The following is a 17,108-nucleotide window of genomic DNA, read 5'->3' as shown; positions in this document are numbered from 1 at the left end:
TTATTTATTAGTAGAATCTCCAGCATTTGAAATTAACCACATATGGGATGCATAAGGTGATAATTCAACACTTGATGTCAGCTTCTTATCGCCTGCTGTATTTGACAGGAGGAGTGTTGCATCCTTTTCCATCAGATGCTTCTCTACAAACGTTTCCGGCAATTCAAATTGAACCGTCTTGTCACTAAAATTCGAAATCACAACCAGTGTCTCTTCTTCATTCATTCTTGCGTAAGCAAAAACTTCAGGATGAGTATTGTCAAGACGAGTAAACGTGCCGTCTGTAATCACCTTAACTTCTTTACGAAGCTGAATTAGCTTGCGGTAATGATGATAGATAGAATTGGGATCTTCCACTTGCTGTTTCGCATTGATTTCTTTATATCGCTCATCGATCTTAATCCAAGGCGTTCCGCTCGTGAATCCTGCCTGATCGCTGTCATCCCATAACATCGGAATCCGCGAGTTATCACGAGATCGAACTTTAACAATATGGGATGCTTCCTCCGGCGTTTTACCGCGATCCATTAGAATTTGATACATATTAAGTGATTCAATATCCCGGAATTCCGACATGTCATTCCATACCGGATCTGGCATACCAATCTCTTCTCCCTGATAAATGTACGGTGTACCCTGCATACCATGGAGAGTTGTCGCTAACATTTTAGCGCTCTCGTTCCGGTATTCACCATCATTCGTAAACCGGGTAAGAGCCCGCGGCTGATCATGGTTATTCCAGAATAAAGCATTCCATCCGCCGCCTTGCTGCATACCGATCTGCCAATGCGACAGTACACTTTTTAATTCTTCAAAGTCGTACGGCTTCAGTTCCCATTTCTGACCATTCGGATAATCAACTTTCAAATGATGAAAATTAAATGTCATCGAGAACTCATTCTCTTCTGGATTCGAATATCGAATACACTGTTCGAGTGTTGTCGAAGACATCTCTCCGACCGTTACAATATTATAAGGTCTAAATACCTTCTCATTCAGTTCCTTAATGTACTCGTGTACTCGTGGACCATCTGTATAAAATTTGCGTCCATCTCCCGGAGCCACAGAACCATCGTCATCAGGGAAGCGTTGGTCTTTGGATATCAGATTAATGACATCCATTCTGAAACCGCTTACTCCCTTCTCAGCCCAGAACGTCAATATGTCGATGACTTCCTGTCTTACTCTTTCATTCTCCCAGTTTAGGTCCGCCTGCGTCTTGTCAAATAGAGTCAAGTAATACTGCTTTGTCCCTTCATCATATTGCCATGCAGGTCCGCCAAACTTTGATTGCCAGTTGTTAGGTGGTCCACCATTTGGCGCTGGGTCTTTCCAAATATAATAATCTCGGTAAGGATTATCACGTGAGGAACGTGCTTCCTTAAACCACTGATGTTCCGTTGAGGAATGATTAACAACGATATCGATCATGAGATGCATATCTCTTTTTTTCATTTCGTGAATTAACTCGTCCATATCTTCCATTGTGCCGAAAGCAGGATCAATACTATAATAATCTGCCACATCGTAACCGTTATCATTTTGCGGCGATACATATACAGGTTGCAGCCAAACCATATCAATTCCAAGACCTTTGATATAATCTAGCTTCTTAATTAAACCTTGAATATCTCCTGTTCCCTTACCGGTAGTATCACAAAAGCTCTTCGGATAGACCTGATAAATGGCCCCGGTCTTCCACCATTCAGAAGAAGCGTTCTTATTTAGTATGTTCACTTGAATAACTCCTCCTTATTTTTCATTTAAACTTGTATATACAGGTTGTTATGGTTTCATAATAAACCTGTATATACATGTTGTCAATACACTTTTAAACGATACACTAAATTTAAACACTAAAAGCCCAAGTAAAGCATTCCTGACGTAAAAGAATCTGACCGCAGTCTTCTCTTATCAACAGGTTACTTATACTTGAGCTGATTTTTTTCTTCTCTAAATAGAAATTTTTGTTGTTTTTAGTCCATGATTGAAATTCACGGAATTAAGTAATAAGTGTGAGATTCTGATGCATTATTTTATAAAGCGCATCCCTACTGAATAATCCTCATTGTAGCTTACTAAGATTAGATCCCTTAAATAAACTGAGCACCCAGTGACACCACGAAACTTCTTCTTTATTTAAAAAATGACTTCTGCGGAGAAGAATATATTTACCGAATTTCTTCGATGTGGTCTTGATCTGTTCTTGATTTATTTCTTCTATTTCTTTCACTTGCAAAGATACTTGTTGGTTTAATTTTACCAATCGATCTTCGATCAATTTTTTAGCACTTTCCTCATCCTTAAGCCAAATTGCATATACTTTAATCAAAAAATCATCTCGAATAATTTGATTGCTGGCCGGTTCCTTGATCCAAGATTCTAAGGTTATTCTTCCTTTTTCAGTTATCGAATATATTTTTTTGTTTGGCTTCCCGATTTGTTCGATATATTCATAGGACAGGAAACCCTTCTGTTCCATTTTGGTGAGAAGAGGATAAATCTGGCTGTGTTTCGCTGGCCATAACAAATCCAGACAAGAAGCCAATTCATAACCTGAGCTAGGTCTTTTACTTAATACGCTCAGAATTGCATAACCAAGAGTATTCATATGCCTCATTCCTTATATTAATTGAGTTTTTTTTAAAAATCCTTGACCTCACTTTATCTTGAACTTTATCCTGAACTACATTCTATTCTAACCTGTTTTTCATTAAAAAACCCCGCAACCATTTATGATTGCAGGGTTTTGTGAGTATTAGTATTTTCTTAAAAATGAAGGTGAGCTGTTAAAAAGCTCTTGGCTAATTACACGATGACACTCGGTTTGAATTCTTTCTATCGTCTGTGTTGAATTAGCTAAGATACGAATCAAGATCCCTGTGACTGGCAATAACGACAATCCAATATTGTATTCTTTTGTATCTTCGTGTATTGCATGATATAGCCGGTCCAAAAGTTCATTGTCCGCTTGTTCTCCGATCAACATCATGGAACCAAGATGCGTATATCCTTCCATGTAACCAAGAGAAGCAATATTCTGTGAAGAAGGATTCAATTTAATATGATCATATACAGCGAGTTCATCGTCAATATAGATCTCAGTCATTAATTGAAGCAGATCATAACTAAACTTAGTTCCTTCTGGAGACCACCCCGAAGTAATGATATCTGAATAGAGAAAAGTAGAACCTTTCTCCATTCGCACTACTGTTTTTTGAACATATTTAGCATCCTGATAACCAATAAGCGGATCCGTAATATATTCAAGATAGCTGCCCTTTTTAAGCGTGAATTCTGTCTCCTGATAGGCAGGTTTATTCGGAGTTTTGTATATTTTAGTAGCCGATTGGGTAGTTAGAGTCATCCGGGCTTTTTCCGCCAGCGATACTTTCATCTGATAGCGGTCACCGTCTAGGAATCCGCCGCCTGGGTTCAGAATGTAATAGCATGGCTGTCCCGAATGATCATGGTAAATCGGACGCATTACTTTGAAAGCACCTTGGAAATACACATTTTTTGCGACAGTTTTTCCGTGTCTTTCTTCCGCATCTAATCGCAGAATCCCTGTCCAGTCTTCCATTCTATTCTAATCCCTTTAAGAATGCATTATTTTTAATCCAGTCAATGACATCATCAAGTCCTTTGTTATCCTTCAGGTTCGTAAATACAAATGGTTTGTTGCCACGGAAAACCTTAGTATCAGATTCCATAACTTCAAGGCTTGCGCCCACATAAGGTGCCAAATCGGTTTTGTTAATAATAAACAAATCAGATTTAATCATCCCTTGTCCGCCTTTACGCGGAATTTTTTCACCTTGTGCTACGTCGATGATGTAGATGGAGAAATCAACTAGCTCAGGGCTGAATGTCGCAGCTAGATTATCGCCACCGCTTTCTACGAAAATAAGCTCAACATCAGGATGTTTTTCTTTCAGTTCATCGATCGCAGCGAAGTTCATAGAAGCATCTTCTCGGATCGCCGTATGCGGACATCCACCTGTTTCAACACCGATGATACGATCTGCTGGAAGAACTCCATTTTGCATCAAAAATTTAGCATCTTCCTTGGTATAGATGTCGTTTGTTACGACCGCCATACTGATTTCGCCTTCCAGATGACGAGTCAATTTCTCAACAAGCATCGTTTTACCTGCCCCAACAGGTCCGCCAACTCCAATTTTAATTGGTTCCATTATATAAACACTTCTTTCTTTGATTAGATTTATGACATAAAAATACGAATATTTACACGTTCATGCTTCATTTGTGATAACTCAAGTCCTGGTGAAATAATTCCAAAATCATGTTCATCCATTACCATAATTTTCTCCGTTGCTTTTATCAAATCTCCTTGAAATTGCTGTATGACTTTTTGGCCAGCCGTCTGACCCAAAGGAATCGCACGCACAGCATTTTGAACAAGACTTGATAGAATCGAATACAAATAATATAAAATGGTTGTTGATTTGGAAACACCGAGATGATGCCCAATCATCGTAAAGACGATGGCAGGGTGTCCGAAGCATTTCTTCGTCTTGATCTGCTCCCGATACTGCTTAAGAACCGGTACTTCATACATGGATCCAACAAGATTTAACATACGATCGCCCATCTTTTTCGTGCCTTCTCTTGTCTCACGCGGTAAGTTTTGTACAGATAGCAGCCGATCCATTTTCCACACAGCTTCCAAGTTCTCTTCCTCTAAAGCTTCATACACCATACGAGAAGCAAGTCCATCCGTATGGACAAGCTGTTCATATAAGTACACATGTAACCATTCAGAGAAAGTTTGCTCATTATACACAAGATCTTCCTGAATATAGCTCTCCAGACCATAGGAATGACTGAAAGCCCCTGTTGGAAAATTGGAATCACACAGTTGAAATAAGGAAAGCGTGTTCTTATCCATGACTGTGGCCGATATGGCGGAATGCTTGTTTCACTTTTCTTTCTTCCCGCTCATAAGGGATTTCCAGTTGATTCAATAATTCTTCAACAAGATAATCATACTGAACAAGCATTTCATCACCTTCAAATTGGGCTGGAAGATGGCGATTTCCTAATTGATGGGCAATGGTCCCCATTTCATTAAGGCTGCGCGGACGAATGACGATGAGATCATCGGAAGTGACATCAATCATAATGATGTCTTTATCATCCATATACAGAATATCTCCGGCGATCAGATCACGCTGTTCTTTCAGGCGAATACCAATTTCTTTACCATGGTCTGTTTTGACACGTTGGATTCGTTTTACTAGATCAGAACTTTCAAGATACACCTTTTCAATATGGTGTTTCTCTATTTCTTCTTTAGATAGGTTTTCTATATTTGTTACGACTTTTTCAATAATCAATGTTCTCTCACCTCAGAATAAGAAATAGCGCTGACCCATAGACACGCGATCAACAGGTTCACATGTAATTAATTCTCCATTAACTCTTACCTCGTACGTTTGCGGGTCAACCGTAATCTCTGGCGTTTCGGAATTTAATTTCATATCTTTCTTTGTTAGATTGCGAATGCCGTGTACAGGAAGAATGATTTTTTCCAATCCTAATTTCTCGTGAACCTTCAGGTCGTAAGCGGATTGTGAGATAAAGGTTGCAGATGTGCTGGAAAGTGCTTTTCCATACTGTGCATACATCGGACGATAAATGACCGGCTGCGGTGTAGGGATCGAAGCATTCGCGTCACCCATCAAGCTCTGAACAACCATACCATTTTTGATGATCATTTCCGGTTTTACACCGAAGAAGGCTGGAGACCAAATAACAAGGTCGGCCATTTTCCCTACTTCAATAGAACCTACATATTCTGAGATCCCATGAGTAATCGCTGGGTTAATGGTATATTTAGCAACAAATCGTTTTGCACGGTTATTATCCGACATTGCGCTGTCGCCTTGCAAAGAACCACGTTGTTTTTTCATTTTGTCAGCCGTCTGCCATGTACGAAGGATAACTTCGCCAATACGGCCCATAGCTTGAGCATCGGAGCTGACCATACTGAACACGCCCATGTCTTGCAGGATATCTTCAGCAGCAATGGTTTCACGGCGAATCCGGGAATCTGCAAAAGCAAGATCCTCAGGGATCGATGGATTCAAATGGTGACATACCATAAGCATATCTAGATGTTCGTCAATTGTATTGACTGTATAAGGTAAGGTTGGATTCGTAGATGATGGAAGAACATTCATGTAACTGGCCGACTTAATCAAATCGGGAGCATGTCCTCCGCCTGCACCTTCCGTATGATACATATGAATAACGCGGTCTTTAATGGCAGCCATCGTATTTTCCATGAAGCCACCTTCATTTAAGGTATCCGCATGAACTGCCACTTGGACATCATATTTATCTGCTACCGTCAGTGCATTATCAAGAGCCGATGCCGTAGCACCCCAGTCTTCATGTACTTTCAGACCAATCGCCCCGGCACGTACTTGTTCTGCTAGAGGCTCTTCCGCAGCAGCTTGTCCTTTACCCGTGAAACCTACATTGATAGGCATGCCTTCCGCTGCTTCCAGCATACGATGCATGTTCCATTCCCCTGGAGTAACTGTCGTAGCTTTTGAACCTGCAGCTGGTCCCGTACCTCCGCCAATCAGTGTAGTCAGACCAGATGATAAAGCAGTTTCGATCTGTGCAGGGTTAATAAAGTGAACATGCGTATCGATTCCCCCAGCCGTCACAATCATTCCTTCTCCGGCAATAATCTCGGTAGAAGCTCCGATCACGATGTCCACATTATCCATAACTAATGGATTCCCTGCATTCCCGATTCCGGAAATTTTTCCATCTCTGATTCCGATATCTGCTTTATAAATACCAGTGTAATCCAAAATAATTGCATTGGTAATAACAACGTCAGGTATTCCTTCTCCACGTGTTACGAGCGGATGCTGACCCATTCCATCACGGATGACTTTACCGCCGCCAAATACGACTTCATCACCATACGATGTATAATCTTTTTCAATCTGAATAATTAAATCTGTATCCGCCAAACGTATTGAATCCCCTGTTGTTGGTCCATACATTTGAGAATACTGAGTTCTTGGCATACGAAAACTCATTATTTAACTCCACCTTCCACGGATCCATCCGTTTTATTATTAAACCCATACACACGGCGTTCTCCGCCATAAGGAACCACTTCAACTATTTTTTCGTCCCCTGGTTCAAAACGAACCGCCGCACCTGCTGGAATGTTCAGATGCATGCCAAAACCTTCTTCACGATTAAACTCAAGTGCACCATTTACTTCGTAAAAATGAAAATGAGATCCAACTTGAACAGGACGGTCTCCTGTATTTTTCACTTTGATTTTAGAAGGTGTTTTATCAGCGTTACAGATAATCTCTTCTTCTTTCAGGAAAATTTGTCCCGGTATCATTTCTGTATTCCTCCTATCAATTCGTACTAGCGAATTGGACTGTGTATTGTTACCAATTTTGTTCCATCAGGGAAAGTAGCTTCCACTTGAATATCGTGAATCATCTCTGGAATTCCTTCCATCACATCTTCACGTGTTAAAATCGTTGCTCCGAATTCCATCAGTTCAGCAACTGTTTTTCCATCACGTGCACCTTCGAGCACTTCATAAGTGATATAAGCGATGGCTTCCGGATGATTTAATTTGAGTCCTCTTTCTTTTCTACGTTTGGCAAGATCAGCAGCCACCACAATTAATAGTTTGTCAATCTCACGCGGCAATAAGTGCATAGTTCAGCCTCCAAAATCCATCATTATTTTTAAAAATTGTCGAAAAACCTGTGGGTTAGGACCTATCAAAGAGAATATACCACTCTTATTCGAGATTAAGATTGCTAACCTAGTATACTTACTATATCATAATTTATATATACCACAAATTGCATATACTTATTATACACGAAATTCGACACGATATGTCAAATTTTTCACAACCCTTTCCCAGCTACTCACATAACAAAGGTTAAAAAGGAGACTACAATGCATTTAGATATTCAGAAGTCAGTTTATAAGGAAACGATTTCTCCGCTAATTTCTGCCGTTTTCAAAGGAGTATCCCAAGTTATATTTATTGAAAATGCATTTACAGGACTCCTTATTACCATTGCAATTATGTTTTCTTCCGTATCGCTTGGTATCATTGCCTTACTATCTTCTCTCATTGCTGTGTTGATTGGAAGACTCGGAGGAGCGAATCGAACGCTCATAAACCAGGGACTGCTTGGATATAACTCCGTGTTAGCCGGCATAGCCATCTCTCTCAATCTACAAGGCGGCATTCGTTTTGTTATTGCGATGGCTGGAGCTGTCGTGGCCGCTCTATTCACTGTCGCGATCATGCAATTAATGGAGCATCTGAACGTACCTGCACTTACGTTTCCTTACATTATTATGACTTGGTTTCTACTGCTTGCGTCCTATCGCCTTGGTGTGTTCCGGTTGAATCCTAACCTTACTCCTCAGGATCTGTCTCATCTGGATCTCCATTTCGAGGGTACGATGAATTGGATAGAGGGAACGGTCTCCGGTGTTGGACAAGTTTTCTTCCAAGACACCTTCTGGTCAGGAATTTTGATTTTAATTGGGATATTTTGGGCTGGGTGGAAACTTGGACTTTATGCTGTCCTTGGTTCCGTTGTTGCCATGTTAACCGCCTACTTTTTAGGGGCAGAAGTCTCTATGCTCAATTCAGGACTTTATGGATTTAATGCTGTATTAACGATGTTAGCAGTTGGGGTTGTTTTTGATGCAAAAAGCCGCTTCGCACCCATAACCGGTATTATTGCGGCTATTGTATCCGTACCTGTTACCGCAAGTGTAACCACTTGGATGATGCCGTACGGCCTTCCAACTCTGACAATGCCTTTTGTTCTATCCACTTGGCTATTTCTTGCCGCAAGAAAAGCACTTCCTAACATTTAGTAATCGGGTAATCGCGGCTTAGAAGGACATCAATCTATCCCCTTAGGAGATTAACAGCAAAAAGAGAGATCCCATCAAGACTCATCTCTCTTCTGCTACCTGAGGGGATTTTTTGTTCTTGTATCCCTCTCATACCTTCTCTTCTGTTACCTCTGCTCAGGTTTCTTACCTTGGATGGCAAGCAAATACATCTTCATTCCCGTCGCATTTTGCGCAGCCCAAGTGCGATAAGAAACGGCAGCCTCAACCCGTTCCTCTTCCGTAAGATAACCATCAGATACCAGTTGTTTTCCGCGACTTTCTGCTACTTCGGCCCAAATTGCGATTCTGTTCTCAAAATCAAGATCTCCTCTTGATGTTTTTTCATGCTGTTCATACTCTATTACATGCTCAAGTCCTGCTTCTTCAAAACGGGAAACCAGCTGATCTGCGATTTCATTTGACATACCGCTGTCCTGTCTCCACTTCAGAAACGCGGAATAAAAGTGTAAAAAGGCATCCGGCGGTGCGGGAGACCATTCTATTTTTTCATGATTATAATCCAGAACAAGCAGCGTACCGCCTGGTTTCACAGCATCGACCATTTGCTCTAATGCTTTCTGTGGTTCCGACAGCCACTGCAGGACACGCGCGGCCGTAATCACATCATATGTATTTTCATAAGGCAGATTGTAAATATCAGCCACTTCAAATTCAAGATTCGTTAGGTAATCTGAATGTTCTTTTGCTTCTTGTATCAAACGTTCGCTTACATCGATTCCGGTGACCTTCCCATCTGTTCCTACCCTTTCCGCAATCCCCCTTGTAATAGCACCGCTGGCACAGCCTACATCAAGTACAGACATGCCCGACTGCAGGAGTGCTGCAAGTCTCCGGTTTGATGCTTCAAGCGATCGCTGATTAACAATAACGGAAGTCCCTGTCGGCATCGATGCCCGGTTACGTGATATATGGTTCATATTCATTCCTTCTTTCTATAAGTTATCCCTTATTGTAATGGAAATTAATTGCTTTTTATATAAAAAGATAGAAAAAAACCTTGAGATCCTTCTGTATACAACAGAATGTGAACTCAAGGTTCCTATTTTCACTTATGATTGTATTTTGCTGAACTGTTCTAGCATGGCTTCGAGTGCTTCCAGTTCATCTTTTCCTTTTGCGGACAGGCGAAGACGGGTTCCAGGTATAATCGGTTGAAAAATCATTCCGAGCAAGCTTTTCACATCTATGATATGTTCGTGCTCATCTTTATCTACATAGGAGAGAACAATCTGAGATATAAATCGGGAAGCCAAGTTCGAGATTTGAATTAATTCAAACCGATCAATATTCGAATGAACTGTGAATTCATGAACTCTCACATTCGCCACTTCCTTTTCGAATCTACTTTAAGTTATTGCTCACATGTTTTCGTAAATCTATTCTAATTCAAATTCAAGAAATGGTAAATGTCGCTTTTTGTCCAATTCGTGTAAAGGTCATCCGCATTAACCTTGTAAACTGGAAGTGAATACATTATGGACGTGTATATTGTCAACCGGCTTGCCTAATGCAGCTGTCATCAGTACAAAAGCAACATCTTGTTTTGGATACATCCAAACCATACATCCACCCATTCCATTATGACCATAAATTTCACGCTCTATAAATCCTTTATGGCGGACTGGAGTCTTCCATACGAAACCATAATCGGAATCGACCTCTTCGATATGCAGCGTTTGAGGTGTGATCATTTGTTTAAAAGTCGCAGGCTTAATTAAGAAACTGCCTTCTTGGGTTTCCGTTTGTCTTAACATGGATTTAGCGAAAAGCAGCAGGTCGTCTGCTGTGCTGAATAGACCACCAAATGGAATTTTAGCCGCTACAAATGAATCCATATGACTTGCCATCGCTTCCGCTCCCGCTATAGGTGCTATTCTCGATTGATCCTGATGAACCCCGCCAAAATCGGTATCTCTCATTCCAAGCGGTTCAAAAATATGCCTGTGTAGATATTCTTCATACGTCATGCCGCTTATCCGTTCTATAATCTCAGCGAGTACCGTAAATGCCGCATTGTTATAGCTGACTTTCTGCCCGAGAGCAGATTCTAAGTGACTCTCCGCAAGTGCTTTATATAGATGAGGATGGAGTAAGCCATCAGGAGCATGTTTGCCCTGAGCACATTCCATCAAATAACGTTGATCAAGTCCACCTGTATGAGTAAGCAGATGCCATAACGCAAGCTTATCTTTCCCGTGTTCCGCAAAATCCGGTAGAATTTTGCTTACTAATTGTCCTGGATGAAGCAAGCCTTTCTCCCAGAGTTGCATAATGGCAAGTCCAATCATCGGCTTTGTTATAGAGAATACAGGAAATATCGTCTTACTGTTAATTTCTCTTCCATCTTCATAAGTGCCATAGGAGCGAAGATCCAGAATCTCATCGCGATTCGTAATGCCAAATACAGCGGAAGGCCATTTCTTATTGATTACATTTTGCTCTATAAAATGATAGATAGGATCGAATCCAGAAGATGAATAATTCACTAGCGAAACCCTCCAAGTCATATGTCTATTCTTTACTATGGTAACATGGAAATTGCTAGGTTACAAAACAAAACCGTTTCGCTCCTTGTCAGGAATGAAACGGTTTTTTCTCTTATTTTACGGTTTGTATAACACGTTCAAGCAGTACACTTACTTCGGCACGGCTGGCCTTTTCCCCTGGTTTAAACGCGGTTGCTGTCTTGCCTTGAATCAGCTTGTTTCCATGTAGATAAATGATGTCTTCTTTTGCCCAATGGGACGGAATATCAGTGAATGGATTCTTATTGTCACTCGTCATTCCTTTACCACTATTCTTTAATTGTCTGGCTAAAATAGCAGCAAGCTCTGCTCTTGTAATCGGTGCATTTGGATGAAAATGGAGCTCCCCTTGTTTATCTTCTCTACCTTGAATCAGCCCATATGCTCCTGCCGTTTCCACATAGTCATAGTACCAGTCTGAGGTTTTGACATCTGAAAAAGTAGGAGTTGTCTGCTGTTTCATATCCAGCCCGAGTGCCACTACAGCTGATTTGGCAAATTCAGCTCTTGTCATATCTCGAAGCGGTTCAAAATTGCCTTCATTTGTGCCTTGCAGAACCTCGCTTGACGCAAGCTTGATAATCGAATCCTGTGCCCACTTTAGTTTCGTTATTGCTCCTTGATCTTTAAAGCCTGCAAGTGTTTGGGCAGAGGTAGGCTGACTTATTTTTTTTACAGGTAAGTCCCCTACGGTTTGTGTCTTTTCGCTCACTTTATCCGGTGCTGTACCGCTCTCACGAATCGTAATCGTTGGCTCACTTATTTGGTGTTTCATGTTTAGACCTGGGTTGTTCGGCTGAATAATAATAGACTTCGCTTGTTTTAATGTGACCGTCCCTGCTTTTAATGCATGAAATGAAATCGTTCCTACTTTTCCATATCCGGTAAAAAGTTTAGCATCCTGCGAAGTAATCGCTTCTGAGATCTGAACGCTCCCGCCGGGATCAATTTTATTAACAAGACTCATCGGATTGCTTGTTTTCTTGAAGACCTGCGGAGATAGTTTCTTAGTACCTGAATCTGGTGCTAGAAGTGCTGCGTCATAATCCATATGAATTTCGTACCCTTGAACATGGCTGTAGTCACCTGTAAATCCTTGCAGCCATATAGCAACCTCTATCGTATCCCCCACCTTAGCCTGATATTCCGAAGGTACCAGACGAACAATTGGCAGATTATCACCTGCGACCTTATTCGTATTCTTTACCTCTGAAGCTGCTGACAGTGAACCCGCTGGAATAACGCAGAACATTATCCCCAATGCAGCTGTGAAAGCGATCCATTTGTTCTTTGTCTTCAATAGTTTCATTCTCCCGCATCTCCTGTCGTCTTCAATATGTAGGAAGAGAGGACGTCAATTCCCATCCTCTCTTCAGTTAAACCTACCCTGGCAAGTCTACTTCATTACTCGATTTCATAATTGTTAATAATGTAGGATATATCCAGTAGATCAACGCTATTATCACGATTTAAATCAGCGGCTGAAGTTTTTGCATTCGGCCAGCTTGCTCCCTTTACAGCGCCAAATACTTTAGCTGCAAGCTGCAGATCAACGAGATTTACATGACCATCCTGATTCAGATCCCCTGCCGTAAGTGGTCCAAAGTTCACGGATTCATTGCCATCTACGGTGACTGAACCCGATTCAGAGATATGACCTGGTACAACCACACGCACGGTGTAGGCTCCTTTTGGAACTTCGATGGTATACGTACCATCCGCAGTTACAACACCTGAACCCGCTACTTGTCCACTTGCATTCAGTGCTTCCACGACTACTTTGTGAACACCGTCCGCTCCTTGGTACCAAGTATCACTGTAATTCACATCTTGGAAAGCCTCTGCATCAATACTGCCTGTGATCTTGAATTGATCCGGATCAGGGGTTGGAACCTGCGTCACTTTAACCGTACCACTCGAAACTTTCCCAAGGGTGATATCTTCTGACTCACTATTTAAGACTCGCACATTGGACAGAGAGAACGTAAAGTCTCCTGTTTCTGGACTTGCAAAATGAAAGGAGGCAAGTGCTCCTTTACCCGTATATCCATCCGGGATCCCGGCAAGAGAAATGACGTAGTCCGTTTTTGCTTTTCCGTTACCAAGATCTACTGTTTCCTCTTTAATAATCGGTGACACTCCTGGGTTCATTTCTTCTTGATAAGTAGCAAGCGCCACGCTTGGTGTTACCGACCCTTTCACAAGATCTTTATCGTATGTTAAGCTGAACTGAGCGGTATAAAGATCTTTTGTGTCGGTAAAATCAATGTCTACATGGAACGTTTCATTGACAGATACTTGCTTTTTAGAGAGGTTTGCCGAAAGTGAGATGGCGCCTGGTACTGGCTCTCCTGGCTCTTCCGGCTCTTCTTCGCCATCTGAATTATATTTCACTACATGAGCAGGCTCCAAGAAACCATTACCAACAAAATCATATACGTAGATTTGATATTGGTTTTCCCCTTTTGTTACGGGTACTTCGATGGTAAACTTTCCGTCTGAGTCGATCATACCGGGAACATATTCCATTTCGCCGTCTACTTCGTATACCGCATCCACGGCAATACCCGAATAATTTTCAAGCAGTTCAACTACGAGGTCATCTTCTATTTGCCCTGTAATTACCCCCGTGTTATCTTTCACTTGAATCGCAGGATCATGAAGAGAACTGACAGGGGCTTCTTTATCGATAACAAAATCATACAAAGCATCCCTTACAATTTCTAATCTCTTGTCATCAATGCCTACATAAGGAGCTAGAACGTAAACATCTGAATCAAGCGCAAACTCCGTTTTATAATTTGATACGATGCCATCCCAACCTGTTAAGTTATAATCTCCTGGTTTTAGACCCGTTAGAACCTCAGCGACAACCCCAATCCAATCCCCTGTATAAGCATCAAATACATCAAGTGAGAAATAGTTATTCGCCACATTTACCGAGAAATAAACATCCGCTGTATCGGCGATGCCATCTCCATTCGGAGAGAAAAACTGAGGTATAAGTTCAAGATCAGATACGATATCAATCTTCTTCGGTTCACCGACATATACATATACAGGAATCTTGAGCTGATGACCCGAAGTTTCGGTCAAAATCACTTCTCCATCATAATTTCCATTAGGTATGTCTGCATTCATCGTAAGGCTTACCGTAAATTCCGTATCTCCTCCTGCAGAAACTTCTACAGAAGACTCGCTTGCCGTAAGCGTACCTGGAGCAGTTCCATACCACTCGGTTGTAATGGTATAAGCCGAACTCTCAGACACAATATCGCTGACCTTAATGGTCTTCGTTGCAGTTTGTCCCCCTGAGAGAATTCCGTAAGAAAGCAGACCTGTTTCATACGGTGTAGCGGTGCCCGATTCTACCGCCGTCGTTGCTTCTTCCACAAGAGCTACTGCTTTGGCTTTCAGACTACTCGTTAAATCAATACGCCCTGCACCTTGTTCATTATGGGTATAACGATTTCCTTTTAGATCGCTAATCTTGAGCGCATTATTCGTCATCAGTCCCTTGATCTCATAAGGGTTCAGGGATGAATCTTTATCAAGTAAAAGTGCTGCAGCTCCCGCAATATGCGGCGCAGCCATACTTGTACCTTGCAGATCCGCATATGCATCCGTATAATCTCCGCCATATGCTGGAACGGAAGAACGAATACCTACCCCTGGAGCCGAAATATCCGGCTTAATGCCGTATTTAGGAAGGCCAGGTCCTCTTGAACTGAAGTCGCCCATCAAATCCTGCTTCATTTCCACACCAAAATTGATTATGTAACCTGGATTTGCATCTATTTTGGTTTTAAGTGCCGTACCATCCTCTAAAGAGATACTTAAAGTAGGAATATATTCTCCTGGCTCACCTAAAGTACCCCCAAAATTACCAGGTGCGTTGTTATAAATAACAGCCACTGCTGCTCCTGCCGCCTGTGCATTTCGTGATTTTTCGGTGAAAGAGATGGTTCCTCTCTGAATGAGAGCCACTTTACCTGTCAAATCTTTACCTGCAAAATCCTCCATTCTTCCAAGCCCCGCAGCAACAACTTCTATGGGCTTATCTTGAAGGGATGATAGATCAGGCGAGAAAGTCATCAAACTGCCGAAAGTTTTAATCAGACCGTCTGCCTCAATTGTTGGAACGTTAAGAGGCGGTGTAGAAGCTCCTACAGAAATAGGAATCTCTGCTGATCCTGGTGAACCGAGCGTATAACCATCTGGACCGTCATTACCATTCGCAACGACCGCTACAACTCCTGCAAGAGCTGCATTATTAAGAGCAACGGAAGAAGGATCATACTCATTGTTAATCGCACTGCCTAGTGAGAGATTAATAACATCGAGTTCATCTTGTACGGAACGCTCAATCGCAGCGATCACTCCTGATGTGGCACCAGATCCGCCTGGTCCAAGCACACGATATGCATAGAGATCAGCACCATAGGCAACGCCGCGTACCCACCCTGTACTGCCATCTGGCTCAAGCGGGTTTCCGCGTCCGGCTATCGTTCCCGCCACATGTGTACCATGTTCCGTTGCTGCTTCGGGATCGTTTGGATCAGGCCGCGTTTCATATGGATCGTTATCATTATCGATAAAGTCATAACCACCTTTGTAGGCATCTTTCAAACTCGGATGGTCATAGTCTATTCCCGTATCCAAGACACCTACTTTAATTCCAGAACCATCATAACCGGTATCCCAGAACGTATCCGAACCGATAAAAGGAGCACTGTCATCCATATTCGGCGTTACACTGCTCACTGGTGTTGCTTTCATTTCTGCATCGGGATAAATTGCCTTCACACCAGGAAGACCCAGTAAAGAATCCACTTGATCTGCAGTGATCTCAAGCGCGTAACCATTGAATACATCTGTGTAATTTGTTTTGAGTTTTGCATTCAGTTTCGCAGCTGCAGCAGCAAATGTGGACTGCTGTCTCTTAATGATGCTTCGCTGGTTTACTCCTGATTTACTTACTCCTTGTTCACGATTCGCCTCTTCTACAACCACCGGGTTTTCGGTTAGTTCGACAATTACACTGATAAGATCCGTACTATCAGAAGCAGGAACGTAGTTTTGAGGCGTTACCTCTTTACTCTTTTTATCGATGTTAGCAGAATCTAGAGAGTCCACTTTCTGAATAGATGAGTTTGTTTTTGTACCACCATTCCTGTTTTTCATGGCTTCTTTTTTCTTACCTACATTCAGTGTTTTAGATGTGACCGAAGATAATTTGCTTGAATCGACTTGAAACGCCTCGGAATGAAATTTTCTAGCTTCAGCACCAGAGACGATAGCAGGAAAAAGAGCGGATATAAAAAGGGCAGAAACGACGGAGAGCGACATCACTTTACGCAATATAGGCTTAGACTGCATGGTATTCCTCCTTGTTCAATTCTTTCAAAACTATTTTAATGTAACAGAGGTAAAAACTTTGTAGAATTCCCTGTTCTACCTTTTTAATGATAGATTTCTTATCATTTTCATGTTTTTTCTATAAAAATATAGTCATATTGATGTAGAAATCTATCAATTGGTTCTAGTATAGGTCAGATAACATTACACACGATTAATCATCCAATGGTTGAAATATGTATATTCTGTTGTTATTTT

General features: G+C 41.6%; 15 protein-coding genes. 1 reads left to right on the top strand and 14 read right to left on the bottom strand.

All coding sequences use genetic code 11. From position 1 onward, the window contains the following. From treC to PV403_RS06700, 9 genes are all read right to left on the bottom strand, one after another. Window positions 1–1,737, bottom strand: coding sequence for an alpha,alpha-phosphotrehalase (treC, locus tag PV403_RS06740; protein ID WP_332083956.1), 1,737 nt, complete (start codon window positions 1,735–1,737; stop codon window positions 1–3). A gap of 328 nt (window positions 1,738–2,065) precedes the next feature. Then, window positions 2,066–2,611, bottom strand: a complete 546-nt coding sequence (locus PV403_RS06735; RefSeq protein WP_332083955.1) for a PadR family transcriptional regulator — start codon at window positions 2,609–2,611, stop codon at window positions 2,066–2,068. A gap of 147 nt (window positions 2,612–2,758) precedes the next feature. Next, complete coding sequence (locus PV403_RS06730; RefSeq protein WP_332083954.1) at window positions 2,759–3,583, bottom strand: urease accessory protein UreD; 825 nt, start codon at window positions 3,581–3,583, stop codon at window positions 2,759–2,761. A 1-nt stretch (window position 3,584) separates the two neighbouring features. Then, entirely contained in the window at window positions 3,585–4,196 is a 612-nt protein-coding gene (ureG, locus tag PV403_RS06725) for an urease accessory protein UreG (RefSeq protein ID WP_213531345.1), read from the bottom strand. Between the two features lie 29 nt (window positions 4,197–4,225). Next, entirely contained in the window at window positions 4,226–4,912 is a 687-nt protein-coding gene (locus PV403_RS06720) for an urease accessory protein UreF (RefSeq protein ID WP_332083952.1), read from the bottom strand. After that, complete coding sequence (gene ureE / locus PV403_RS06715; protein WP_213531343.1) at window positions 4,905–5,360, bottom strand: urease accessory protein UreE; 456 nt, start codon at window positions 5,358–5,360, stop codon at window positions 4,905–4,907. The genes PV403_RS06720 and ureE overlap by 8 nt, the downstream gene beginning before the upstream one ends. A 12-nt stretch (window positions 5,361–5,372) precedes the next feature. Continuing rightward, a complete protein-coding gene (ureC, locus tag PV403_RS06710; RefSeq protein ID WP_332083951.1) occupies window positions 5,373–7,085 on the bottom strand; it encodes an urease subunit alpha in 1,713 nt (570 codons plus the stop codon). Continuing rightward, a complete protein-coding gene (locus PV403_RS06705) occupies window positions 7,085–7,405 on the bottom strand; it encodes an urease subunit beta (protein WP_213531340.1) in 321 nt (106 codons plus the stop codon). Before PV403_RS06705 ends, ureC begins: the two co-directional genes overlap by 1 nt. A gap of 26 nt (window positions 7,406–7,431) precedes the next feature. Beyond that, window positions 7,432–7,734, bottom strand: coding sequence for an urease subunit gamma (locus PV403_RS06700; protein WP_332083950.1), 303 nt, complete (start codon window positions 7,732–7,734; stop codon window positions 7,432–7,434). A 249-nt stretch (window positions 7,735–7,983) separates the two neighbouring features. Here PV403_RS06700 and PV403_RS06695 point away from each other — a divergent pair, with 249 nt between their 5' ends. Next, window positions 7,984–8,925 carry an urea transporter gene (locus PV403_RS06695; RefSeq protein ID WP_213531336.1) on the top strand — a complete coding sequence of 314 codons (942 nt, stop codon included), beginning with the start codon at window positions 7,984–7,986 and terminating at the stop codon, window positions 8,923–8,925. A gap of 146 nt (window positions 8,926–9,071) precedes the next feature. Here PV403_RS06695 and PV403_RS06690 read toward each other — a convergent pair whose 3' ends face one another. From PV403_RS06690 to PV403_RS06670, 5 genes are all read right to left on the bottom strand, one after another. Then, window positions 9,072–9,884 carry a class I SAM-dependent methyltransferase gene (locus PV403_RS06690; RefSeq protein ID WP_332083949.1) on the bottom strand — a complete coding sequence of 271 codons (813 nt, stop codon included), beginning with the start codon at window positions 9,882–9,884 and terminating at the stop codon, window positions 9,072–9,074. A gap of 132 nt (window positions 9,885–10,016) precedes the next feature. Then, window positions 10,017–10,286 carry an HPr family phosphocarrier protein gene (locus tag PV403_RS06685; protein ID WP_213531333.1) on the bottom strand — a complete coding sequence of 90 codons (270 nt, stop codon included), beginning with the start codon at window positions 10,284–10,286 and terminating at the stop codon, window positions 10,017–10,019. A 126-nt stretch (window positions 10,287–10,412) separates the two neighbouring features. Further along, entirely contained in the window at window positions 10,413–11,453 is a 1,041-nt protein-coding gene (locus PV403_RS06680; RefSeq protein WP_332083948.1) for a serine hydrolase domain-containing protein, read from the bottom strand. 112 nt (window positions 11,454–11,565) lie between these two features. Continuing rightward, the gene (locus tag PV403_RS06675) at window positions 11,566–12,801 is read right to left on the bottom strand and encodes an S-layer homology domain-containing protein (RefSeq protein ID WP_332083947.1); all 1,236 of its coding nucleotides are present in this window, start codon (window positions 12,799–12,801) and stop codon (window positions 11,566–11,568) included. A 95-nt stretch (window positions 12,802–12,896) separates the two neighbouring features. Beyond that, window positions 12,897–16,871 carry a S8 family serine peptidase gene (locus tag PV403_RS06670; protein ID WP_332083946.1) on the bottom strand — a complete coding sequence of 1,325 codons (3,975 nt, stop codon included), beginning with the start codon at window positions 16,869–16,871 and terminating at the stop codon, window positions 12,897–12,899. Between the last annotated feature and the right edge of the window lie 237 nt (window positions 16,872–17,108).

This window comes from Paenibacillus sp. GYB006, from assembly GCF_036577645.1.
Classification (GTDB): Bacteria; Bacillota; Bacilli; order Paenibacillales; family Paenibacillaceae; genus Paenibacillus.
The sequence above is the reverse complement of the archived record's forward strand: the minus strand, read 5'-3'. Positions and strand labels throughout refer to the sequence as shown.

Excerpts from the sequence above, each read along its gene's own strand:
- PV403_RS06735 (WP_332083955.1), bottom strand. The coding sequence starts at position 2,611 with ATGAATACTCTTGGTTATGCAATTCTGAGCGTATTAAGTAAAAGACCT.
- PV403_RS06730 (WP_332083954.1), bottom strand. The coding sequence starts at position 3,583 with ATGGAAGACTGGACAGGGATTCTGCGATTAGATGCGGAAGAAAGACAC.
- ureG (WP_213531345.1), bottom strand. The coding sequence starts at position 4,196 with ATGGAACCAATTAAAATTGGAGTTGGCGGACCTGTTGGGGCAGGTAAA.
- PV403_RS06720 (WP_332083952.1), bottom strand. The coding sequence starts at position 4,912 with ATGGATAAGAACACGCTTTCCTTATTTCAACTGTGTGATTCCAATTTT.
- ureC (WP_332083951.1), bottom strand. The coding sequence starts at position 7,085 with ATGAGTTTTCGTATGCCAAGAACTCAGTATTCTCAAATGTATGGACCA.
- PV403_RS06705 (WP_213531340.1), bottom strand. The coding sequence starts at position 7,405 with ATGATACCGGGACAAATTTTCCTGAAAGAAGAAGAGATTATCTGTAAC.
- PV403_RS06700 (WP_332083950.1), bottom strand. The coding sequence starts at position 7,734 with ATGCACTTATTGCCGCGTGAGATTGACAAACTATTAATTGTGGTGGCT.
- PV403_RS06695 (WP_213531336.1), top strand. The coding sequence starts at position 7,984 with ATGCATTTAGATATTCAGAAGTCAGTTTATAAGGAAACGATTTCTCCG.
- PV403_RS06690 (WP_332083949.1), bottom strand. The coding sequence starts at position 9,884 with ATGAACCATATATCACGTAACCGGGCATCGATGCCGACAGGGACTTCC.
- PV403_RS06675 (WP_332083947.1), bottom strand. The coding sequence starts at position 12,801 with ATGAAACTATTGAAGACAAAGAACAAATGGATCGCTTTCACAGCTGCA.
- PV403_RS06670 (WP_332083946.1), bottom strand. The coding sequence starts at position 16,871 with ATGCAGTCTAAGCCTATATTGCGTAAAGTGATGTCGCTCTCCGTCGTT.